21 protein-coding genes are annotated in these 23,249 nt (G+C 67.3%); 18 read left to right on the plus strand and 3 right to left on the minus strand.

From position 1 onward, the window contains the following. Window positions 1-21 precede the first annotated feature (21 nt). The 5 genes from DKG75_RS19670 (at window position 22) to DKG75_RS19690 (ending at window position 4,019) form a co-directional block, all read left to right on the plus strand. On the plus strand, window positions 22-1,179 hold the full coding sequence (locus tag DKG75_RS19670; RefSeq protein WP_109922856.1) for an ABC transporter permease: 1,158 nt from the start codon (window positions 22-24) through the stop codon (window positions 1,177-1,179). A 1-nt stretch (window position 1,180) separates the two neighbouring features. Further along, entirely contained in the window at window positions 1,181-1,987 is an 807-nt protein-coding gene (locus tag DKG75_RS19675; RefSeq protein WP_425319015.1) for an ABC transporter ATP-binding protein, read from the plus strand. 31 nt (window positions 1,988-2,018) lie between these two features. Further along, a complete protein-coding gene (locus tag DKG75_RS19680) occupies window positions 2,019-2,918 on the plus strand; it encodes an MlaD family protein (protein ID WP_109922858.1) in 900 nt (299 codons plus the stop codon). Further along, window positions 2,915-3,577, plus strand: coding sequence for an ABC-type transport auxiliary lipoprotein family protein (locus DKG75_RS19685; protein ID WP_109922859.1), 663 nt, complete (start codon window positions 2,915-2,917; stop codon window positions 3,575-3,577). Before DKG75_RS19680 ends, DKG75_RS19685 begins: the two co-directional genes overlap by 4 nt. Window positions 3,578-3,659: 82 nt before the next feature. Then, a complete protein-coding gene (locus tag DKG75_RS19690; protein ID WP_109922860.1) occupies window positions 3,660-4,019 on the plus strand; it encodes a YciI family protein in 360 nt (119 codons plus the stop codon). Here DKG75_RS19690 and DKG75_RS19695 read toward each other — a convergent pair whose 3' ends face one another. Continuing rightward, complete coding sequence (locus DKG75_RS19695; RefSeq protein ID WP_109922861.1) at window positions 4,020-4,841, minus strand: trypsin-like serine peptidase; 822 nt, start codon at window positions 4,839-4,841, stop codon at window positions 4,020-4,022. It lies immediately after the preceding gene. 151 nt (window positions 4,842-4,992) lie between these two features. On the opposite strand from DKG75_RS19695, the gene DKG75_RS19700 reads away from it, so the two are divergent. Next, window positions 4,993-5,445: a GreA/GreB family elongation factor gene (locus DKG75_RS19700; RefSeq protein WP_166646285.1), complete on the plus strand. Its 453-nt coding sequence runs from the start codon at window positions 4,993-4,995 to the stop codon at window positions 5,443-5,445. Next, the gene (locus DKG75_RS19705; protein WP_109922863.1) at window positions 5,442-5,858 is read left to right on the plus strand and encodes a nuclear transport factor 2 family protein; all 417 of its coding nucleotides are present in this window, start codon (window positions 5,442-5,444) and stop codon (window positions 5,856-5,858) included. The genes DKG75_RS19700 and DKG75_RS19705 overlap by 4 nt, the downstream gene beginning before the upstream one ends. Window positions 5,859-5,873: 15 nt before the next feature. Here DKG75_RS19705 and DKG75_RS19710 read toward each other — a convergent pair whose 3' ends face one another. Both DKG75_RS19710 and DKG75_RS19715 read right to left on the minus strand, forming a co-directional pair. After that, a complete protein-coding gene (locus tag DKG75_RS19710) occupies window positions 5,874-8,108 on the minus strand; it encodes a penicillin acylase family protein (protein ID WP_109922864.1) in 2,235 nt (744 codons plus the stop codon). A 59-nt stretch (window positions 8,109-8,167) separates the two neighbouring features. Next, on the minus strand, window positions 8,168-8,671 hold the full coding sequence (locus DKG75_RS19715) for a flavin reductase family protein (RefSeq protein ID WP_109922865.1): 504 nt from the start codon (window positions 8,669-8,671) through the stop codon (window positions 8,168-8,170). A gap of 246 nt (window positions 8,672-8,917) precedes the next feature. Here DKG75_RS19715 and DKG75_RS19720 point away from each other — a divergent pair, with 246 nt between their 5' ends. The 11 genes from DKG75_RS19720 to DKG75_RS19770 form a co-directional block, all read left to right on the plus strand. Beyond that, complete coding sequence (locus DKG75_RS19720; protein ID WP_109922919.1) at window positions 8,918-10,114, plus strand: acyl-CoA dehydrogenase family protein; 1,197 nt, start codon at window positions 8,918-8,920, stop codon at window positions 10,112-10,114. A 44-nt stretch (window positions 10,115-10,158) separates the two neighbouring features. Next, the gene (locus tag DKG75_RS19725; protein WP_109922866.1) at window positions 10,159-11,220 is read left to right on the plus strand and encodes a ferredoxin--NADP reductase; all 1,062 of its coding nucleotides are present in this window, start codon (window positions 10,159-10,161) and stop codon (window positions 11,218-11,220) included. Between the two features lie 199 nt (window positions 11,221-11,419). Further along, the gene (locus tag DKG75_RS19730; protein WP_109922867.1) at window positions 11,420-12,298 is read left to right on the plus strand and encodes a VOC family protein; all 879 of its coding nucleotides are present in this window, start codon (window positions 11,420-11,422) and stop codon (window positions 12,296-12,298) included. Window positions 12,299-12,543: 245 nt separating this feature from the next. Further along, complete coding sequence (locus tag DKG75_RS19735; protein ID WP_109922868.1) at window positions 12,544-13,545, plus strand: WD40/YVTN/BNR-like repeat-containing protein; 1,002 nt, start codon at window positions 12,544-12,546, stop codon at window positions 13,543-13,545. A gap of 2 nt (window positions 13,546-13,547) precedes the next feature. Further along, window positions 13,548-15,971, plus strand: a complete 2,424-nt coding sequence (locus tag DKG75_RS19740; RefSeq protein WP_109922869.1) for an efflux RND transporter permease subunit — start codon at window positions 13,548-13,550, stop codon at window positions 15,969-15,971. A 161-nt stretch (window positions 15,972-16,132) separates the two neighbouring features. Then, window positions 16,133-16,981 carry an alpha/beta fold hydrolase gene (locus DKG75_RS19745; protein WP_109922870.1) on the plus strand — a complete coding sequence of 283 codons (849 nt, stop codon included), beginning with the start codon at window positions 16,133-16,135 and terminating at the stop codon, window positions 16,979-16,981. A gap of 150 nt (window positions 16,982-17,131) precedes the next feature. Beyond that, window positions 17,132-19,165, plus strand: coding sequence for a DUF1302 domain-containing protein (locus DKG75_RS19750; protein ID WP_166646286.1), 2,034 nt, complete (start codon window positions 17,132-17,134; stop codon window positions 19,163-19,165). 20 nt (window positions 19,166-19,185) lie between these two features. Next, window positions 19,186-20,562, plus strand: a complete 1,377-nt coding sequence (locus DKG75_RS19755; protein WP_166646287.1) for a DUF1329 domain-containing protein — start codon at window positions 19,186-19,188, stop codon at window positions 20,560-20,562. Between the two features lie 56 nt (window positions 20,563-20,618). Continuing rightward, on the plus strand, window positions 20,619-21,404 hold the full coding sequence (locus tag DKG75_RS19760) for a fumarylacetoacetate hydrolase family protein (protein ID WP_109922873.1): 786 nt from the start codon (window positions 20,619-20,621) through the stop codon (window positions 21,402-21,404). 7 nt (window positions 21,405-21,411) lie between these two features. Continuing rightward, a complete protein-coding gene (locus tag DKG75_RS19765) occupies window positions 21,412-22,209 on the plus strand; it encodes an SDR family NAD(P)-dependent oxidoreductase (protein ID WP_166646288.1) in 798 nt (265 codons plus the stop codon). Between the two features lie 149 nt (window positions 22,210-22,358). Further along, on the plus strand, window positions 22,359-23,249 hold an 891-nt coding region (locus DKG75_RS19770), incomplete at its 3' end, for an amidohydrolase family protein (protein ID WP_109922875.1).

Consider the following 23,249-nt stretch of genomic DNA (forward strand, 5'->3'; position numbering starts at 1 on the left):
GTTCAAGATCAGCAGACAACGATGGTTTCGACCTCCGCCGCCGCTGCCGGCCAGTTGCGTCTCGTCGAAGCGGGCGGCGCCGCGGCGCCGCTCCGCCTCGAATTGTCAGGGCGCTGGGTCGTGGCCCAGGCGGCCGCCCTCGACCGCCAGCTCGCCGCCCTGCCCGAGGCGGGGGGGCGGGTCCTCGACATCGACATCGGCGGCATCCAGGCGATCGATACGGTCGGCGCCTGGCTGGTCCACCGCACCGCCTCGCGCTGGCATGCCGCCGGGGGCGAGGCCCGGGTGGTGGGGGCGAGCCCCGAATACGAGGTGCTGCTCGGCCAGGTGGCCAAGGCCGACCGCGAGGGACCGGAAGCCGCCCGGCCCGCGGGCCGGCTGGTCCGCTTCGTCACCGGCTTCGGCCAGTCGGTCAGCCACATGTGGTCGGATGCGCTGGCCCTGATCGCCTTCCTGGGCGAGACCATGGCGGCCCTGTTCCGCCTCGCCTTCGTCCACCCCGGCCGCTTCCGCCTGACCTCCACCTTCGCCCAGATGCAGAAGGTGGGGATCGAGGCCATGCCCATCGTCGGGCTGATCTCCTTCCTGATCGGCATCGTCATCGCCTATCAGGGCGTCGACCAGCTGGCCATGTTCGGGGCGCAGATCTTCGTCGTCAATCTCGTCGCCATTTCGGTGCTGCGCGAGCTTGGCATCCTGCTCACCTCGATCGTGGTCGCCGGGCGCTCGGGCTCGTCGTTCACCGCCCAGATCGGCTCGATGAAGCTGAACGAGGAGGTGGACGCCATGCGCACCCTGGGGCTCGACCCGATCGAGGTCCTGGTGGTGCCGCGGGTGCTGGCGCTCATGGTCATGCTGCCCTGCCTGACTTTCTTTTCCGACATGATGGGGCTGCTCGGCGGCATGGTCATGTCCTGGGCGACGCTGGGCATTCCGCCCGACGTGTTCATGAACCGGCTGTCGGCAGCGGTCGGCTGGAAGACGTTCTTCGTCGGCATCGTGAAGGCGCCCTTCTTCGCCGTCACCATCGCGGTGGTCGGCTGCCTCGAAGGCCTGCGGGTGAGCGGCGGCTCGGAATCGGTCGGGCAGCGCACCACCGCCTCGGTGGTGAAGGGGATCTTCCTGGTCATCGTGCTCGATGCCGTGTTCTCCATCTTCTTCGCAACGATCGGGATCTGACGTGGCCGGCAACAGCGATCAGGACCCGATCATCCGCCTGCGCGGCATCCGCAACGCCTTCGGCAAGCAGGTCATTCACAACAACCTGGACCTCGACGTCCGCCGGGGCGAGATCATCGCCCTGGTCGGCGGCTCGGGCACCGGGAAATCGGTGCTGCTGCGCACGATCGTCGGCCTGAACCGGCCCGCCGCCGGCTCGATCGAGGTCTTCGGCCAGGATATCCTGCATCTGGCCCCCCAGGAGCGGCGCAAGGTCGAGCAACGCTGGGGCATCCTGTTCCAGAACGGCGCCCTGTTCTCGTCCCTGACCGTCGCCCAGAACATCCAGGTGCCGCTGAAGGAACACCTGGGGCTGAAGGGCCCGATGCTGGAGGAGATCGCCGCCCTCAAGATCGCCCTGGCCGGCCTGCCGCCGGAAGCGGGGGCGAAATACCCCGCCGAGCTTTCGGGCGGCATGCGCAAGCGCGCCGGGCTGGCCCGGGCCCTGGCCCTCGATCCCGAGATCGTCTTCCTCGACGAGCCGACGGCGGGACTCGATCCCATCGGCGCCGCCGATTTCGACCAATTGATCGCCGATCTCCGCGATACCGTCGGCTTTACCGTCTTCCTGGTGACCCACGACCTCGACACGCTGGCCACGGTCTGCGACCGTATCGCCGTGCTGGGCGAGAAACGTGTTATGGTCGTCGGCACCATGGCGGAAATGCTGGAACAGACGAACCCTTGGATCGTCGACTATTTCCACGGGCCGCGCGGCCGCGCGGCCATGGCGGCCAAGGCGCGCAACGACGCCCGCGGCGCCCCGTGAAGGAAAGCCGAGTTAAGGAAAGCCTCAAGTCATGGAAACCCGCGCCAATTACCTGTTCATCGGCACGCTGACCCTGGGTCTCCTGATCGGCGGCTTCATCTTCGCCCTGTGGCTGGCGGGGGCCGGCCGGGCGCCCGCCTTCGATCGCTATGTGATCTATTTCTCCGGCGCCATCGACGGCCTGGGCGAGGGCTCGGATGTCCGCTACAATGGCATCAAGGTCGGCTCGGTCGGCCGTATCACCCTCGACCGCGACGATCCCAGCCGGGTGAAGGTGGAGATCGAGGTCGCCCGCGGTACCCCCGTCCGCCAGGACACGGTGGCCAAGCTCGAATCCCAGGGCATCACCGGCGTCGCCTATGTCCAGATGACCGCCGGCACCGGGCAGAGCGCGCTGCTCGAACCCGATCCCGACGACCCGCCCCCGGTGATCCCCAGCCGCGCCGGCGGCCTCGCCCAGGTGATCGCCACCCTGCCGGAAGTGCTGCGCAACAGTGCTGAAATCCTCGATCAGGCGAAGAAATTCGTCGGCCCCGAAAATCAGGAATCGGTCGCCCGCACGCTCGCCAACATCGAACAGGTGACCGGCGCCATCGCCTCGAAGTCGGAAGAGATCAAGCAGATCATCGACAATGTGAATGTCGTCTCGAACTCGATCGCCGATGCGGCGCGGGCGATTTCCGGCATCACGGCGGACGCGCGGAAGGCCATGGCCTCGATCGAGCAATTCGCCGGTGCGCTGCGCGATCTCGTCACCACCAACCGCCGTTCGATCGACGAATTCGCCGCCGAGGGCCTGACCCAGTTCGCCAAGTTCATCACCGAGGCCCGCCGTCTCGTCGGCACCCTGGAACGGGTGGCGGAACGGCTGGAAAGCGATCCCTCCCGCTTCCTTCTTGGTACCCAGCGTCCGGAGTATGCGCCCCGATGACCGAGCATCCCGTTTCCGCCGCCCGCCGCCGCTTCCTGCTCGGCTCGGCCCTCGGCGCCTCGACGCTGGCGCTCGGCGGCTGCGGCAGCCTGTTCAAGGCGGCGACCACCACGCCCAGCCTCTATACCCTGACCGCCGCGGAGCAGATCGCCGCCGGCCCGACCGTGCCCTGGCAATTGGTGGTGGAGGAGCCGATGGCCTCCCGCGCCATCGATACCGACTATATCGCCCTGATGCCCTCCACCACCGAGGTCAAATATTTCGACAATGCCCGCTGGGCCGAACGCGCGCCGCGCATGGTCCAGACGCTCCTGGTCGAATCCTTCGAGAATTCGAAGCGTATCGTCGCGGTCGGGCGCCAAGCGGTGGGCTTGCGGGCGGATTTCCAGCTCGTCTCGGAATTGCGGGAATTCCAGGCGGAATACCGCAACGGCCTGAAATCGCCGCCGGTGATCCGCATCCGCCTCAGCGCCAAGATGATCCTGCAGCCGCAGCAGGTGATCGTCGCCTCCGAGGCGTTCGACGTCCAGAAGCAGCTGGCGACCAACGACATGGCGGCGATCATCGCCGGCTTCGACGAAGTCCTGGGCCAGACCATGGGCGCCCTGGTCGAATGGGCGCTGAACCAGCGCAACCTGAACGCCGGCAAGCTGCTCTGATTTTTCCGCCCGGCCTGTCGGCCGGGGCCGCCGCCGCCCGTCGTCCCCCCGAAGGCCATGACGGCCCGACGGGGAGACGGCAATGCGCGTGATGGTGATCGTGAAGGCGACGGCGGACAGCGAGGCGGGGCTGATGCCCGCGCCCGACCTCGTCGCCGCCATGGGCCGCTTCAACGAGGATCTGGCCGCCGCCGGCCTCCTGCTGGCGGGCGAGGGGGTGCAGCCCTCGTCCAAGGGCGTGCGCATCGCCTTCGATGGGCCGGCGCGCAGCCTTGCCCAAGGGCCGTTCTTCCCGAGCGAGGACTTGCTGGCCGGCTTCTGGCTGTGGCAGGTCAAGGACCTGGACGAGGCCGTCGCCTGGGCCCGGCGCTGCCCGAACCCCATGCCGGGGCCGAGCGTGATCGAGATCCGCCCCCTCTACGAAGAGGCGGATTTCGCCTGATTAAGGGTGGCGGGCGGCCTCGCGGGCGAAGGCCCGGCTGCCCACGGCCATGTCCACGCCTTCGAGGCGGTCGGTATCGATTTCCGCCGATTCGATGCCGATGATCTGCCACCGGCCGTCGATCAGGGCCAGGTCCGGGCCGCCCGAATCGCCCTGCACGCTGCCGCAGTCGTGGCCGAAAGTATTGTCTTCCCAGGCCTCGACCACCTTGCAGCCGGTGCGGATGGTGACGCGGTCGCCGTCCTCCTCGCCATAGCCGATCTGGACGAAACCCTGCGCGCCGCCGGTATAGGCTTTGAGCGCGCGGCGGTCGAGGGCGGCGATGGCGACGGTGCCGGTGGCATCGGCGATATCCTTGTCCAGTTCGAGGATCGCCCAGTCCAGGCCGTCGATCTCGCTGGTCTCCTCGAAGCGCTTCAGGTTGAAGTCGGGGTTGACATAGGCTTCGACCACCTTGGCCCGGGCGACATTGCCGTCGTCGCCATGGCCGGCGAGGAAGCGCCGCGGCAGGCTGACATTGCCGTAATCGTTGAAGACGCAATGGGCCGCGGTCAGGACCGTGCGCCGCCCGATCACCGTGCCGGTGCAGAAACCGCTGTTCAACTCGACCAGCCCGATCGCCGACAGCGGCAGGGCCGGCAGGCCGTCCAGGCTGGCGGCGGGGCGGCCCCCGTCCTGGCGGTTGCGCGGATCGGCCTTGCCCGCCGGCGGGGCCGCCCCCCCTGGCCGCTTGGGCAGGGGGGTGGCATCGTCGGCCCCCGCCGGCAGGGCCTGGCCGCACAGCAGCAGGACGAGGCACAGGCGGGCGAAGGTCTTCAACATGATCGGGCAATCCGCAAGGGTCGGCGTTCGGGAACAAAGCACGGTATCGGGGGGCCGTCTATGACCCGGACCACCGGGAAATAGCGGCTTCATATTGCCATTCGGTGAAGAGCGGGCCCAATCTGGAGCACCGGCACAGGGAGACCCAGGCTTGAGCAGAGCATTCGTGCGCGAAGACGATACGGCAACGGCGGAGGCGGAGCGGCCCGCGGTGGCGCCCCACCGCATCACCCGCGCCGGCGACGAAGCCCTGGCCGCGCGGCGCCGCGCCCTCGACGGCGTCGAGGGGCAGGAGGCGGCGCATGAGCGCCAGCGCCTGGATGCGCTGCGCGCCGCGGCGGATGTGGTGCCGCCCCTGGCCGCGGTGCCGGCCCGCGTCTGCTTCGGCGCCAGGGTCAGCGTGGCCGACGAGGACGACGCGCACCTGACCGTCGATATCGTCGGCGAGCACGAGGCCGATCCCGCGCTCGGCCGCGTCTCCTATCTCTCGCCGCTGGGCCGGGCCCTGGTCGGGGCCGGGGTCGGCGATGTCGTCGTCTGGCGCCGGCCGGCGGGCCCGCGCCGCCTTGAAGTGATCGCCATCGCCCTGCCGGAGCCGTCATGAGCAAATCGGTCGAAGCCGCCGTTCTCGCGGCCAACCGGGCCTTCTACGCCGCCTTCCGCCGGCGCGACATCAGGGCCATGGCGGCGCTGTGGTCGATCAAGGGCCCCATCGCCTGCATTCACCCGGGCTGGCCGCCCCTGACCGACCGGGATCAGGTGATGGAGGCCTGGCGCCAGATCCTGGCCAATCCGGACAGTCCGGACGTGCAGGTCCGGGGCGACGAGGCCCTGCTGCTCAGCCCGACCGTCGCCATGGTCATCCTGGTCGAGGTCATCGCCGGCCACGGGCTGTCGGCGACCAATGTCCTGGTGCTCGAAGACGGGGAATGGCGCCTGTGCCACCACCAGGCCAGCCCCCTGGCCGCCCCGGCCGAGGACGGCGGCCCGGCGCCGGAACGGGGCCGCCTGCACTGAAGCCGCCGCGGGCGGTCAGAGCGGCGTGATCACCGTGCGATGGGGCCATTGCGCCCGCACGGTTTCGAGGTTCAGCGGCACCTGGATATCCGCCCCCCGGTTCCAGCCCGCCATCTGGTCGAAGGCATTCTCGCTGCCGAACCAGCCGTCCTGGCCGCCGAGCAGGCGGAACCAATTGGCATCCAAGTCGCCGAGGTCGGAGACATGGCGGACCGCGGCGCCGAAGGGCACGTCATGGGCCCGGTCGGCCAGCCCGTGGGCGGCCTTGGCCACCGTGTCGTTGCCGCCGGCGGCGGCCAGCGACGGCGCCCGGTAATGGCGCCCGATGCGCGGCAGCCGGCCCAGCACATGGCCGGGCCGCAGCCGGTGCACCTGGCCCCAGCGGGCATCGCGCGGCCATTTCGCGGCGACCTGGACCAGGGCCTTTTCGATCGCCGCGGCCAGGGCGGCGGCGGGCAGGGCGGCCAGATCCTCGAAGATCAGCCCGCGCGCCTGGCGCACCGCCTCATAGGCCGGCAGGACATGGGGGCGCAGCGCCGCGAAGGCGAGGCGGGCGACGGTGAATTCATAGGCGGTCGCCCCCGTCGATTCCCGGTCGTAGACCCCGTCCCAGGCGCGGATCAGGCCGGCGATCTTTTGCGCCGGCGCCGGCAGCGCCCGCGCGCCCAGGCCGGCGAGGAGGAAATCGCGGCCGCCCAAGGCCGGCTCGTGCAGGACATCCAGCTGCATGCGCAGCAGGTCCGCCGCCGACAGCCGGGGCCGTTCCGCCAGCAGGCGGTGCAGGCGCCGGGCCCGGTCGGGCGGGGTGAAGAACAGGCCGATGGCGACGGCGGCCGCCGGCGGCGGCTCGTTGGCGGAAACGACCACGCCTTCGGCCGGGTTCTCGCTATGGGGCAGGGCGGCGGCGGTCACCGTCGCCGCCATGTCCCAGGCCGCGGCCGGCGGCCGGACCAGGTCGTCGGGCTGGCGTTCGCGGTCCCGCGGCACGCGGACGGCGCGCAGATGGCCGATCCGCCCGTCCGCCCCGGCGAAGGTGATGTTGAGGCCGGGCAGGCCGAAACCGTCGATCGCCGCCTTGAACCCTTCCCAGTCCCGGGCGCGGGCGGCGGCCATCATGGGGCCGATCTCGTCGCTGGGGGCATGGCCCATCCAGCGCAGCGCCAGCGGTTCCGGGTTCGCCATCATGCGGCCGTCGCTGACGACGGGGCCGAGCGCCGACCGGCGCAGCCGCACCGTCCGGGGCTTGCCGCCGCGGACGCGGATGGTCTCCTCCCGCGTGGTCAGGGCTTCGCCCGAGACGTCGAACAGGTCGCTGGTCTGGGCGTAGAGATTGGTGCCGCCCCAGGCGATCGACGGGTTGCGCCCGACCGGGAAGAAGGGGATGCCCGGCATCATCAGGCCGACCACCCGGGTTTCCGGGCTGTGCGCGCCGGCCAGCAGCACCGGATTGGGCAGGCTCAGGTTCAGGTGCGGGTCGCTGGCGATCAGGGCGGCGCCGCTGGCGCTGCGCGGGCCGGCGACGGCGATGGAATTGCTGCCGTGCCGCCCCGGCCGGGCGATCAGCTGTTCCACCGCCCGGTCGGGCCGGGCGATCAGGTCGGCGGGCGCCCCGGTCGCCAGCAGGCGGCGCCACAGGGCCTGCCACGCGGCCGGTGCCAGGGCGGCGCGGGCCCGCAGCAGCCGGCCCCAGGCCAGCCAGCTCGAATCCGCCGACAGCAGCCGGGCATGGACCAGGAAATCATGGAGGTTCCAGGCTTCGCGCCCGATGCCGAGCAGGGGAAATTCCGGCGGCAGCGCCGGCGCATGCATCAGGTGATGGTTGTAACCGGCCAGGAAACCGTCGATCCAATCCCTGGTCGCGGGCGCCAGCCCGTCGACGATCGCCGGCACCGCCCGCCCGAGGTCGAGAAGGCGCAGGCTCCGGTCGAGGTCCACGGCCAGCGGCCCGGCCATTTCCGCCACCCGGCCGGCGGCGACCCGGCGCATGGTCTCGACCTGCCCGAGGCGGAGATGGGCATGGACGAGGCCGAGGCCGACCGCGAGGTCGCGGTCGTTCTCCGCCGCGACGAAGGGGATCTGATGCGTGTCCCAATGGATGGTGATCGGGGCGGCCAGGGGGGCGCCGGCGGTCAGGTTGGCGAGGCGGGCCCGAAGGTCGCGGGGCGGCGGCGGACGCGAGACGATGGCCCGCCCGGCCCATGCGGCGGCGAGACAGGCCCCCCAAAGTCGATCCGCGACGACCGCGACCATGACGCCCCCTCATAAGCAACCAACCGGCCCTGCGGGCCGGCCCGGGTAGGGGGCGGCGTTCAGCTGGCCTTGATGTAGCGGCCATCCTGATAGATCAGGGGGGAGATGTCACCAAACAGTCGGACATCTTCCACCAGACCGACGAAAATCGTGTGGGTGCCATAGAGCATGAGGGCATCCACCCTGCAGAACAAGTTGGCCTGGGCGTCGGTCAGATAGGGCACGCCATGGGCATTGCTGGCCCAGTCGCCGGTGCCGAAGCGCTCCGGGCCCTGGAGCCGGCCGCCGAAGGCGCCCGCGACCTCGGCATGGCTGTCCTTCAGCAGGTTGACGCAGAAGCGCGTGCCGGTGGCCAGCACGGGATGCAGGCTGGCGGTCTTGTTCACGCAGATGAGCAGGGCCGGCGGATCGGTGGTGACCGAGGTGACGGCGGTCGCGGTCATGCCATGGCGTTCGCTGCCGTCGCCGGTCGAAATCACGGTCACGGTGGCGGCCAGCCGGCGCATCGCCCCCTTGAAGGCGGTGATGAGTTCCGGGGCGACGGACGGGATGGGGTCGGCCATGACATCAATTCCTCTACTGGCGTGCCGGGACGGTGCCGCACCGGCCACCCGGCGACAATAGAGCCGATTTTGCCCGCCGAGGGCAAGGCCGCCATCGTCCGCTTGGAGGGGATCCGGACGGCGAAAGCCAAGGGTTTCAAGGGGCTAGTCCGGACAGACGATGCCCCGCCCCGGGGCGCCTCCCATGATCCGGCTCAAAGAAGGCCGGGAAACCGGCGGGGACGAACAGCAGTCAAGGAAATGGCCATGGACGGCAGCAGCGAAGTGAACGTCACCGTGCCCGATGCGGAAGAGATCCTGCGTCGGGCCCGCGCCCTCATTCCCGTCTTGAAGGAACGCGCCGCGGCCACGGCGGCAGCGCGCCGCCTGCCGGCCGAAACCATCGCCGATTTCCAGGCCGCCGGCCTGTTCAAGGTCCTGCAGCCCAAGCGCTGGGGCGGCTATGAGATGCACCCCAACGTGTTCTACGACGTGCTGATGACCCTGGGCGAAGGCGACATGTCGGCCGCCTGGTGCTATGGCGTGATCGGCTGCCACAATTGGCAGATGGCGCTGTTCGACGATCAGGCGGCGCAGGAGGTCTGGGGCAAGGACACTTCGGTCCTGATTTCCTCGACCTATATGATGACCGGCAAGGCGACGCCGGTCGAGGGCGGCTACCGCTTCTCGGGCCATTGGCGCTTCTCGTCGGGCTCGGACCATTGCGACTGGATCTTCCTCGGCGGCATGGTCGATCCCGAATCCGGCAATATGGACGCCCGCACCTTCCTCCTGCCGCGCCAGGATTACGAGATCGTCGATACCTGGCACGCCCACGGCCTGAAGGGCACCGGCAGCCACGACATCAAGGTGAACGACGTCTTCGTGCCCGAGCATCGCACGCACAAGATGGCGGACGCCCTGATGTGCATGAGCCCGGGCAATGCGGTCAACACCGCCGCCCTCTACCGCGTGCCCTTCGCCCAGCTCTTCATCCGCTCGGTGACGACCTCGGGCATCGGCGCCCTTCAGGCGATGGTCGACGCCTTCCTGAAATACGGCGCGAAGCGCGTCACCGTGACCGGCGCCAAGACCGCCGAGGATCCGGCGGCCCAGCTGGCCCTGGCCGAGGCGGTCTCGACCATCGACGAGGTCAGGCTGGTGCTTCGCCGCAACATGGACGTGATGCACGACCAGGCGGAACGCTTCGAGTTCACCTCGATCGAGGACCGCATGAAATACCGCTTCCAGGCCGCGGAAGCCCCGGAACGGCTGGTCAATGTCGCCCAGCGCCTGTTCAAGGCGGGCGGCGGCGCCGCCGTCTTCACCCAGGCCCTGCCGTTCAGCCGCATCCTGGCCGATCTCCAGACCGGCCGCGCCCATGCCGCCGCCCAGTTCGATTCGATCGGGCGCAACTGGGGCGGCGTCATGCTGGGGCTTGGCAACACGGATTATTTCATCTGATCCTGCACGGCCGTGCCAATAAACATCGAGGGCAGGAAGCGACCATGCAGCCGCTGCACTATCACGCGCTGAAGGTGGCCGAGGTGATCGAGGAGACGGCGGACGCCAAATCCGTGATCTTCGAGGTGCCGGAGGCGCTCCGCGAGCGTTTCGCCTACCGGCCGGGCCAGTTCCTGACCCTTCGCCTGGGCGAGGCCGGCGGCACCGTCGCGCGCTGCTATTCGCTGGCCAGCTCGCCCTTCACCGGCGAGGCGCCGAAGGTTACGGTGAAGCGGGTCGCGGGCGGTCGCGGCTCCAACTGGCTGTGCGACAATCTCCGGCCCGGCAGCATGGTCGACGTGCTGCCGCCCGCCGGCGTCTTCACGCCGAAAGCCCTCGACCGCGACCTGCTGCTCTTCGCCGGCGGCAGCGGCGTGACCCCGGTGATGTCGATCCTGAAATCGGCGCTGCTGCGCGGCAAGGGCCGGATCGTCGTCGTCTATGCCAATCGCGACGAGAAATCGGTGATCTTCGCGGCGGAACTCCGGGCCCTTGCCGCCCGCCATGCCGACCGCCTCACCGTGCTGCACTGGCTCGAAACCGTGCAGGGTCTGCCGACGGTCGCGCAATTGTCGGCCCTGGTCCGGCCCTATGCCCAGAGCCATGACGCCTTCATCTGCGGCCCCGGGCCGTTCATGGACGGCGTGGTTGCCGCCCTGGGCGCCGAAGGGGTCGACCGCAACCGCATTCACCTCGAAAAATTCATCTCGCTCGACGGCGATCCGATCGCCGCCGTCGCCGCCATCGAGGCGGAAGCCAAGGCCGCCGCGGCCGCCGCCGAGGCCGGCCCCAGGGCCGAGGTCGAAGTGGTGCTCGACGGTGTCACCCGTCAGATGGCATGGCCGGCCAGCCGCCACCTGCTGGACGTTCTGATGGAAGCCGGGATCAACGCCCCCCATTCCTGCCGGATGGGCAGTTGCAGCGCCTGCATGTGCAAGGTCGAGGCGGGCGAGGTCAAGATGACCAAGAACAGCGTCCTCGACAAGACCGACCTCGCTGAGGGCTGGGTGCTGGCCTGCCAGGCCCTGCCGGTCAGCGACAGGGTGAAGGTGGTTTTCCCCGAATAAGCCGAAAATCAGGCCTTTCCGTATTTTTCGCGCGGCGTCCCGGCCCTCGGGCGCCGCGTTTTTCGTTCAACCGGAATTGGCCGGGAACCGGCTGATTTCGGGTTTAGTCCATGCAGACGATGATCGGCGGGGCCTTTCGTCTAGGGTGGCATCGGAACAGGGCATAAGCGTCCCGAGCGGGAAGCGGGGGAGGACAGGCGTGTATATTCGTGAACTGGGCTATGTGCTTGTCGGCTCGACCGACCTCGGGAAGTGGCGGCAATTCGCGACCGAAGTCCTGGGCCTCCAGGCCCTGGAGACCAAGGACGGCGACCTGCACCTCAAGATGGACGGGCGCCAGTTTCGCTTCCTGGTCCGGCCGGCGGCGGACGACGGATTGATCGCCTCCGGCTGGGAAGTGCAGGACCAGATCGCCTTCCGCAAGATGCGCGCCCATCTGGCTGGCCAGGGCGTCGAGATCGCCGATGGTGACGCCGAAGGTGCCGCACTGCGCCACGTCCAGGAATTCTTCGGTTTCCGCGATCCGGCGGGCAATGCCCATGAAGTCTACTGGGGGCCGATTTCCGATTTCGCCCGCTTCCAGTCGCCGCTCGGCGTCGCCGGCTTCGTGACCGAGGGCATGGGGCTCGGCCATGTCGTGCTGCCCGCCATGATGGGTTTCGACGAGACCCACACCTTCTGGACCGAGACGGTGGGCTTCGGCCTTTCCGATATCCTGAAGATCTCGATGGTGCCGGGCATGCCGCCCATGCGCATCCAGTTCTATCACTGCAACCCGCGCCAGCACTCGCTCGCCCTGGCCGAGATGCCGAGCCCGGCGAACTGCATCCATGTGATGATCGAGGTCAAGGATTTCGACGATGTCGGCCGCGCCCTCGATCGCGTCTCTCAGCACCAGGTGCCGGTCGTCATGGGCCTCGGCAAGCATGTGAACGACGAGATGATCTCCTTCTACATCTTCACCCCCGGCAATTTCGCGCTCGAATACGGCTGGGGCGGGATCACCAAGGACTGGACCGACCACCAGGTCTTCGAGACCACGTCGACCAGCCATTGGGGCCATCGTCTCGGCGGCTGACGCCGGGAACTGCCTGCCGGAGTCCGCCATCCGGCAAGCGGAAGGGGCGGGGGGCATCACGGTCACCGGTCATCCGAGCCTCGAACGGCGGCCGTAATGCTTCCCGTTCCGGCTTTCGGCGGGGGCGGCCGAAAGCGCTTGGCGGCGCCGTCGCCGGCCGTGCTAGGAATAGTGGAAAAAGCAGCGTCCGAGACGCGGCAGGCTGGCGGCGCTACCGCCGGTCCCTGGGGAGGAAAGAAAGGCAGATGGCCAGTCGTGCAGTCGGAATCCTGATGGCGGCATTCATCGCCGCCGTCGCGGTCTATGCCTTCTATCCCCGCAGCCTGCCGGATTATCCGGCCACGGCGACCAATCCTTCGCGCCTGCGCCTCAACGGTGTCGCCATGGCGGGCGACCGCGTGGTCGCGGTCGGCGAAAGCGGCCGCATCCTGATCAGCGACGATCGGGGCGACAGCTGGCGGAACGCCAAGGTCGAACCCGGCGCCGGCAGCGGCCGCGTCGAGGGCACGCTGACCGAGGTCCGCTTCATCGGCGATACGGTGGCGCTGGCGACCGGGCACGACGGCATGGTGCTGCGCAGCACCGACCGCGGCGACAGCTGGACCCCGGTCCGCTTCGAGCAGGATTATTCGGATCCCCTGTTCGGCCTGTGCCGTACGGCCGCCAGCACGCTCGTCGCGGTCGGCAGCTTCGGCCGCCTGCTGCGCTCCGCCGACGAGGGCAGGACCTTCGAGGCGATCCCGGTCGACCTGCCGGACGGCCCGCACCTGAATGCCATCGCCTGCGCCGCCGACGGCCAGGCCATGGTCGCCGGCGAATTGGCCCAGGTGCTGCGCACCGCCGACGGCGGCGTGACATGGGATCTGGTGCAATTGTCCTACAACGGCTCGCTCTACGGCGTCGTCCGGGCCTCGGCCACGCGCTGGCTGGTCTTCGGCATGCGCGGCCATGTCTTCGCCACCGACGATTTCGGCGCCAGCTGGCGCGAGATCGCGACCGGGGTCGAAACCTCGCTGTTCGGCGGGCTGGTGCTCGGCGACGGGCGCGTCGTGCTCTATGGCCAGGGCAATACCATCCTGGTCTCGTCGGACGGCGGCGCCAGCTTCCGCATCGAGCGCATGGGCGGCCGCGAAAGCCTGGTCGGCGCGCTCGAGATCGCCCCGGGCACGCTGCTCTTCGCCGGCGAGAAGGGCATTTCCAAATTCACCCTGGGCCGGCCGGTGGCCGCGCTCAACGGGGGGCTGTGATCATGTCGACGGCAAAGACCCATTCCCAAGGCCCCGCCACCTTCGCCCGGCGCGTGGTCGAGGGGATGTCCAATCTCCTCGTCCGCTTCCGCTTCGTCGTGCTGGCGGCGGCGATCGGCATCACCGGCTTTCTCGGCTATGAGGCGCGCAACATCCAGCTCGATCCCGGTTTCGCCAAGCTGATCCCGATCCATCACCCCTTCATGCAGGCCTTCGCCAAATACGCCTTCATCTTCCCCGGCCATAACCGGGTGGTGCTGAACCTGCACTGGAAGGGCGAGGGCGACATGTACAACAAGGAATTCATGACCGAGATGGAGAAGCTCTCCAACGAAGTCTTCTTCCTGCCCAATGTCGACCGCACCCGCGTCACCTCCCTGTTCTCGCCCTCGGTGCGCTATACCAAGGTGACCGAGGAAGGCTTCATCGGCGCCCCGATCATCCCCGAGATCTTCAACAAGACCGACGACGAGCTGGCGCAGGTGCGCCGCAACGTCGAGGACGCGGGCATCATCGGCCGCCTCGTCGGCAACGACGGCCGCGACGCCATGATCATGTTCGAGATCCAGGAGAATGTGGCGGGTGAGCGTATCCGGGTGAATTACTACGAACTCGCCCACAAGCTGGATGAGATGCGGGCGAAATACGAGAACAAGAACGTCGAGGTGAACGTCATCGGTTTCGTGATGATCGTCGGCGCCATCGTCGACGGGCTGCTCGGGGTGATCGCCTTCTTCGGCATCTCCTTCCTCATCACCACCGTGCTGCTCTACCTCTACTGCCGGTCGTGGAAGCTGACCGGCCTGTCCCTGGTCGTCGCCCTGCTGCCGGTGATCTGGCTGGGCGGCCTGCTGCCCATGCTGGGGGCGGGCATCGATCCGATTTCGATCCTGGTGCCGTTCCTGATCTTCTCGATCGGCGTTTCCCATGCCGTGCAGATGACCAATGCCTGGAAGCAGTCCGTGCTGGCCGGCGTCAGTTCGATCGAGGCGTCGCGGCGCTCGTTCCAGGCTCTGTTCGTGCCCGGCGCCCTGGCCTTGATCACCAACGGCCTCGGCTTCCTCGTCATCATGCGCATCGAGATCGATATCGTGCGCGAACTGGGCATGACCGCCTCGATGGGGGTCATGCTGATGATCGTCACCAACAAGCTGATCCTGCCGGTGCTGCTCTCGCTCATCAATCTCGAGAAATCGGCGAGGAAGCGGGCCCATGCGGTCGACGATGGCGAGGAGGTGCGGAAATCTTGGTGGCTGCTGTCCAGGCTGGCGACCCGGAAGCCGGCCCTGATCGCCTTCGCCGTCTGGGCCGCGCTCGCCGTGGTTTCGGCGATCGACAGCCGCGACCTCAAGACCGGCGACGTCGGCCAGGGCGCGCCGGAACTCTGGCCCGGCGACCGCTACAATGTCGACAATGCCGCGATCCTGTCGCGTTACGACATCGGCACCGACATCCTGACCGTGATCGTCGAAAGCAAGGGCTATACCGAGGCCTGCCTGTCCCACGACGTGATGGCGGCGGTCGATCGCTTCGATCTCTTCGCCCGCGGCATCCACGGCGTGCAGTCCGTGCTTTCGGTCCCGGCCATCGGCAAGATGGTGATCGCCGGCATGAACGAGGGCAACCCGCGCTGGGCCGGCCTGCCGCGCAGCGAAAACGGCCTCGCCGTCGGCGGCTATGCCTATAACCCGGACATCGGCCTCAATACCGAGGGCTGCCAGGCGATGAAGGTCGACATCTTCCTGGTCAATCACGACGGCGCCCTGGTCGCCCATGTCCTCGAGGAAGTGCAGGCCTATCTGGCGGCGGAAAAGACGCCCAACGTCTCCTTCCTGCTCGCGTCCGGCAATGTCGGCGTCACCGCGGCGACCAACCAGGCGGTCGAGGAGGCGGAGCTTGAAATGCTGCTGTCGATCTTCGGCGCCATTTCGCTGCTGTGCTTCCTCACCTTCCGCTCGTGGCAGGCGGTGGTCTGCATCATCGTGCCGCTCACCATCGTCTCGATCTTCTGCAATGCCCTGATGGCCCATCTCGGCATCGGCCTCAAGGTCTCGACCTTGCCGGTGATCGCGCTCGGTGTCGGCGTCGGCGTCGACTACGGCATCTATATCTACGAACGGCTGATCCATGAAATGCGCCACGAGGGACGCAACCTGCGCGAGGCGTTCTATGAGGCGATGAAGCAGCGCGGCACCGCGGCCCTCTTCACCGCCATCACCATGTCGGTCGGCGTCTTCACCTGGGCTTTCTCGGCGCTGAAGTTCCAGGCCGACATGGGCATCCTGCTGTCCTTCATGTTCCTGGTGAATGTCTTCGGTGCCATTTTCCTGCTGCCGGCACTGGCCGCCTGGCTGCTGCCCGAGCGCGGCTTCGCCCGCGAGGCGGCGAAGACCGTGGCCGATCCGCTCGTCGCCACCAGCCGCTAAGCATCAGGAAAACAAAGGGTTTCGGGGCGCTTCGGCGCCCCGAACGCTTTTCGGGGGCGGGCCTTTTGCATCTAGTCTGTACGGACCATGCAGGCTTTGGCCTTCGGCGCGATGGTGCACTCAAGTCGGAGACATTCCGGCACCCATCCGGAGGCAACAGCGTGAGCGAGACGACGCCCATTCCCGTCGGCAAATACCTGACCCTGAAGTCCGGGCACCGCCTGCACTATCATGAAGCCGGCACCCCTTCGGCGGACAAGCCCACCATCCTCTGCCTGCATGGCTCGGGCCCCGGGGCCAGCGGATACTCCAATTTCAAGGGCAACATGACGGCCTTCGCCGCCGCCGGCCACCATGTCCTGGTGCCCGATTACCTGGGCTTCGGCCTGTCCGACATGCCGGAAGACGTCGAATATTCGACCGACCTGCATGTGCCGGCGATGAAGGAACTGGTCGATGCCCTCGGTGTCACCCAGGTGGTTCCGATCGGCAATTCGCTGGGCGGCGCGATCGCCCTCCAGTTCACCCTGACCTATCCGGGGCTCGTGCCCAAGCTGATCCTGATGGCGCCGGGCGGCCTGCAGGAGCCGCAGGAGTATGCCTTCTCCATGCCGGGCGTGCTGCGCATGCTGCAGTTCGTCTCGAACCGGCCGTTCGAGATCGACGATTTCCGCGACCTCCTGGGTCACCTCGTCCACGACCTGAAGCATATTACCGACGAGGCGGTGGACGAGCGCTATCCGGTGGCGCTGCGCCAGCCGATCCCGGTCTATGCCTCGATGCGGGTCGGCGTCTATGCCGACCGGCTGCACGAGATCGCCTGTCCGGTTCTCGCCTTCTGGGGCACCCACGACAAGTTCCTGCCGGTCGCCCATGCCCAGATCCTGGCCGAGAAACTGCCGCAGGCGAAGGTGATCCTGTCCAACCAATGCGGCCACTGGGTGATGATCGAGGACCGGGATTACTTCAACGCCGAGTGCATCGCCTTCCTCGGCCGCGCAACGGTTTGAGCGGCCGCGGGAATTAGACGCCGGCCCGGGGATAAATTTGCGTTCGCGGTGCGAAAGCAGGCTTCTGGGGCGGCGTCCATGATGCAATCAATAGGGGCAAAAAGGGCAAAGCGGTCCAAGACATCGCAGCCCGGCAAGCGGGGGACGGACATGAAGCGGAACAGCAACGCGGCGGCGCGCCGGCGGCGGACCACGGGCCGGGCCATGGCCAGGGCGGGCGCGATCGCGGGCGTCATCGGCGCCGGCGGCGTCGCCCTCGCCGAAGTCTATGAATTCGACAATGGTGCCAGCCTTTCCGTCAATGTCACCACCACCTATTCGGTCGGCGTCCGGGCCGAAGACCCCAGCCCGAAGACGACGGACCCCGAAACCGAATATGCGACCGTCTTCCTGCTGCCGCAGATCCCCCTGCTGCCGCGCCTCCAGGTCGGCACCCAGACGCCGAAAGTGTGGAATTTCGACGATCCGAACCGGAACTTCGAGAAGGGCGACCTGATCACCAATGCCTTCAGCGCGCTGATGGAAGCCAATTTCAAGTACAAGGATTTCGGCTTCAAATTCAGTGGCAACGCCTTCTACGATTTCGTCTACCATGACAAGAATTCGAACGATTCCGCCTATCCCGACGGTATCAACAAATATGAATCGCCGATCGACGAATTCACCGGGCAGACGCGCTACACCAACGGCGGCCGGTTCCGCGCTCTCGATTATTTCGCCTATGGCAATTTCGACGTGTTCGACACCAGCCTGTCGGTGCGCGTCGGCAACCATGTGGTGGCCTGGGGCGAGAGCCTGTTCTTCGGCAATATTTCCTTCAGCCAGGGCGTCGCCGATGCCACCCGCGCCAATTCACCGGCGGCGGAGGTCAAGGATATCCTGCTGCCCTCGCCGCAGGTCTCCTTCAATTGGGGCCTGACCGACGATTTCAGCCTGATCGGCTACTACCAGTTCGACTGGGAACAGACCAATCTCGACGGCGTCGGCGCCTATTTCAGCCGCGCCGACCTGGTGGGCCCGGGCGCCCAATTCGCCTATGGCTCGGTCAATCCGTTCCCGAGCGTGATCGCCCAATATGCCTCGGCCTGTACGCTCAGCGCTTCGATCCCGAATTGCGACAGCTTAGGCATCCCGCAGCAGATCGCGCAATTGCTGTCGAATATCCTCAGCCAGAACGTGCTCGGGGTCGGCAATCCCGACGACCAGCGCTTCGACGTCCGCTATGCCGGCGAAAAGAAGCCGAACAATGCCGCGCAATGGGGCCTGGGCTTCACCTATATGCTGACCGAGGCGATCAGCACCGGCGCCTATTTCGTGAAATACCACGAGAAGAACCCGCTGCCGGTGCTCGAAATCTCGACCCCGCGCACCGACGTCTTCCGCAAGGGCACGGTGATCGGTGCCGTCACCAGCACGCTTTGCACCCTGCTCGGCCAGGATTGCGGCGGCATGCAGGCGCAGGCGACCCAGGCGATCGACGATCTCGTCGGCGCCGTCGCGCCGCTCTACCTGCCCTATACGTCGACCGTCACCTATTTCGACGACGTCAAGCTCTATGGCTTCTCGGCCTCGACCTCGATCGGCGCGGTGAATTTCGGCTTCGATTTCGCCTTCCGCCAGGATGCACCCCTGCTGGTCGACGGCAATATCTCGGGCATCAAGGCCCCCCAGCCGGTGCGCGGCGACATCTGGCAGGCCAACCTCAACGCGCTCTACATCCTCGGCTCGTCCGACTATTGGGACTCGCTCACCCTGATCGGCGAGGTCAGCGTCAATCACGTGGTGCGCCACGACACGCTCTACCTCTACGATGCCGAAGGCGCGCCGCTGCAGGACGGCAACGGCAACAATATCAACGAATTCAACCGCCTGTCCGGCGACGACACGTCGTGGGGCTTCCAGGGCCTGGCGGAATTCGCCTATACCGACGTCTTCCCCGGCGGCTGGGACATGTTCATTCCCGTAACCTTCGGGATCGCCTTCGGCACGCCGTCCTATTCGGGCTCGCTGGGCGCCCTGTCGGGCAACGGCGACGTCCGCGCCTCGGTCGGGGTCAAGTTCCGCTACCTGAACAATCTCGAGATCAGCGCCGTCTACAACGCCTTCTTCGGCGACTACGATTCGATCGAGCGCCCGCTGGTCGACCGCGATTACGCGATCGCCTCGGTCAAATACACGTTCTGAGAAAGATGGGAGGAGACATCATGGATCGCAGAACCTTCGTCAAGGGCGTCGGCGCCGCTGCACTGATGGCGGGGCTGCCCAAATTCGCCCTGGCCAAGGCTTCGGCGGACGAGATCGGCAAGCTCGGCTCCACGCTGACCCCCATGGGCGCGGTGAAGGAAGGCAATGCCGACGGTTCCATCGCCCCCTGGTCGGGCAAGTGGCTGGGCACGCCCCCGGGCATTTCCTTCGCCGGCACCGGCACGCCGCTGCCCGACCCTTACGCCTCCGAAAAGCCGATCTTCACCATCACGGCGCAGAGCCTCGCGCAATATGCCGACAAGCTGTCGGCCGGCCAGCAGGCGATGTTCAAGCGCTATCCCGACACCTTCAAGATGCATGTCTATCCGTGCCATCGGGATTTCCGCTATTCCGACTGGACGCACGAACAGATCAGGCAGAATGCCGAACTGGCCGCGCTCACCGCCAGCCAGGAAGGCATCACCAACGTGAAGGGCGGCGCCGCCTTCCCCTTCCCGAAGTCGGGCATCGAGCAGATCTGGAACGTCATCACCGCGACCAAGGCCTTCACCGAGACCGGCGACTACGACGAAGCCGTGGTCTATCCGGACGGCAATATCGCCTGGGGCGGCCAGAAGTGGGACATCTACGCGCCCCCCTACGACCCGAACACCCCGCGCGAGGCGGGCTCGCCGCAATCGTCCTTCGTCTTCCGCGAAACCACCAAGCCGGAACGCGAGCGCGGCTCGATCGCCCTGGTGCAGGAAACCTGGGCCTTCGACAGCAATCCGACCATGGCCTATCAATATGTCCCGGGCACCCGCCGCGTGAAGCAGGCGCCGGAAGTGGCCGGCGACTATCCGCTCGGGCCCGGCGGTTTCCACACCGTGGACGACACCCGCCTGTGGGCCCAGTCGCCCAAGCGTTACACCTGGGAACTGGTGGGCAAGAAGGAAATCTTCGTGCCCTACAACAACTACAAGGTCGAGGATCCGGCGGCGTCCTACAAGACCCTGCTCGGCAAGTCGCACCTGAACCCGGATTTCATGCGCTGGGAACTGCACCGCGTCTGGGTCCTGAAGGCCAAGCTGAAGGACGGCATCCGTCACATCTATGGCGCGCGCACCATCTATGCCGACGAGGACACCCACCTGCCGCTGCTGGCCGACATGTACGACGCGCGGGGCGAGCTTTACCGCTTCGCGCTGAACACGGTCTCCTATGATTACGCGGCGCAGATCTTCATGACCCGGGTCTGCTGCTACCACGATCTCGTCTCCGGCGCCTATATGGCGGACCGGCTGACCAACGAGCTGAAGAACAAGCCGAAGTTCAATGTCGGCGGGCGGAAACCGGGCGATTACACCCCGGCCGAACTGAAGCGCCGCGGCGTCTGAGCATCGATCCGGCCGGCGGCGGCCATGCCGCCGGCCACCATTGAAGGGCACCTGCGATGGACCAGGACACTATCGCGGCGCTGGGTCTCGAACTGCACCGGGCCCTCGTCGCGCGCAGCACGGTCGCGCCCCTTTCCGGGCGCGGCTTTCCGATCACGGTCGACGATGCCTATGCCGTCCAGACCGCCTTCCTGTCGCATCGGATCACGGCGGCCAATCGCATCGTCGGCAAGAAGATCGGCGTCACCTCGCGTCCCGTCCAGACCATGCTGGGCGTGAACCAGCCCGATTTCGGCATGCTCCTGGCCGAGATGGCGGTGCCGGAGCGGGGCGAGATTTCGATGGCGACCATGATCCAGCCAAGGGCGGAGGGCGAGATCGGCTTCGTCCTGAAGCGCGACCTGATGGGCCCGGGCGTCACCAATGCCGATGTCCTGCGGGCGACGGACGGCGTGATCGCCTGTCTCGAAATCGTCGATTCCCGCATCACCGACTGGAAGATCGCCATCGCCGATACGGTCGCGGACAATGCCTCCTGCGGCGTCTTCGTGCTGGGCGACCGGCTGGTCGACCCGCGTCACCTCGACCTTGCGCTGGCCGGCATGATCATCGAGAAGAACGGCCGCATCGTCGGCACCGGGGCGGGCGCCGCCACCCTGGATTCGCCGGTCAACGCCATGGCCTGGCTGGCCAATACCCTGGGCGCGCGGGGCATCCCGCTGAAGGCGGGGGAAGTGATCCTGTCCGGCTCGCTGGCCGCGCTGATCCCGGTCGCGGCCGGCGACGCGGTCCGGGTGACGATCCAGGGGATCGGCACCTGCCATGCCAATTTCATCGCCTGAGGGCATCATGAGCGGACAGGATTTCGCCGGCCGCGTCGCCCTCGTCACCGGCGGCGCCTCGGGCATCGGCCATGCCACGGTCGAGGGCTTCGTCGCCCGGGGCGGTTCGGCGGTCATCGCCGACATCAACGCCGGCCTTGCCGGGGAACGCGCGGCGGCCCTCGGCGGGCGGGCGATCGCGGTAACCCTCGACGTTGCCGACGAGGCCGGCTGGATCGCCGCCGTCGCCGCGGCCAGGGCGGCGTTCGGCGGGCTCGACGTCGTCGTCAATGCCGCCGGCATTTCATTCACCTCCAGCGTCGCCAATACCGAGATCGAGGATTGGAACCGGGTGGTCGGGGTCAACCAGACCGGCACTTTCCTCGGCTGCAAGCATGGCCTCCTGGCGATCGCCGAGACCGGGCGGGGCGGGGCCATCGTCAATATTTCCTCGGTCCAGGGCATCCACGCCCATGCCGCCAGCTTCGTCTACAACACGACCAAGGCGGCGGTGCGCATGATGTCGAAATCGGTCGCCCTCTCGGGCGCGCTGTTCCAGCCGCCGATCCGCTGCAACACCGTGCTGCCCGGCTATGTCGACACGCCGATCCTGGCGCCGGTCGCCGACATGCTGGGCGGCCGCGAGGCGCTGGTTGCCGGCATGTCGCGGGATACGCCGCTCGGCCGCCTGATCGAGGCGGGCGAGATCGCCGAGGCCATCCTCTTCCTCGCGTCCGACCGGGCGGCCATGGTCACCGGGGCCGAACTCGTGGTCGACGGCGGCCTGACCGTGCCGATGCACATCACCTATGCCCAGGCGATGTAACGCATCGGATTTTATTGTTCGCCCCGGCGAACGATGAATTCGTGGGCGCTCCCTTCCGGCTGGTGCCGGGGGCGCCTACCCTGCCCATGAGAGAAGCCGGCCCCGCCGGTCAGAACGATAGCCGCGGAAAACGGCGAGTGGAGGAAGAGATGGACCGCTATCTGGTGATATCCGGGGATGGCCACGCCGGGCTGCCGCCCGAGAAATATCGCGACTATCTCGACAGCAAGTATCACGCGGAATTCGACGAGCGGCTGCCGAAGGAAATCGCCTTCCGCGAGATGATGGAAGAAAAGCTGCTGGTCAAGGACTTCAACGACAAATGGCGCGCCGCCTGCGGCAACGACATTTTCGGCGTCTGGGACGGCACGCTGCGCGACAAGGTGCTGGACGGCGACGGCATCGTCGCCGAAGTCCTGTTCCCGGACGGCATCACCGAGCGGAACGCACCGCCCTTCGGCGCCGACATCGGCTTGCGCTGCCAGGGCGCGGATCCGGAACTGCTGTGGGCCGGGGCCCGGGCGCATAACCGCTGGATGGTCGATTTCTGCAAGGAGAACCCCTTGCGCCGGATCGGCCTCGCGGTGATCCCGGTGGTCTTCGACATCGAGGTGGCGGTGAAGGAAATCGCCTGGGCGAAGAAGAACGGCCTCCAGGGCGTGGTCTTCCCCTGCATGACCGACGGCTTCGATCCCTACAACCACCCGAAATACGATCCGGTGTGGCGGATCTGCGAAGATCAGAACATGGCGATCCACTTCCATTCGGGTGCGTCCCCGCCGATGGCGCCGGTGCCGGGGGCGATCGGCTGCTTCCTGATGGAATTCCCGTTCTGGATGACGCGGTCGATGTGGCAATTCATCTTCGGCGAGGTGCTGGAACGCTTCCCCAAACTGAAGGTCGTCTATACCGAGGGTTCGGAATTCTGGTTCAACTGGATGAACACGATGATGGACATCCGGGCGAGCGTGAAGCACACGTCGGGCAAGCTGGGGGATTTCCGGGCGAAGCTGACGATGAAGCCGTCGGAATATTTTGCC

Origin of the sequence: Zavarzinia compransoris, assembly GCF_003173055.1 — a bacterium.
Lineage (GTDB): Bacteria > Pseudomonadota > Alphaproteobacteria > Zavarziniales > Zavarziniaceae > Zavarzinia > Zavarzinia compransoris.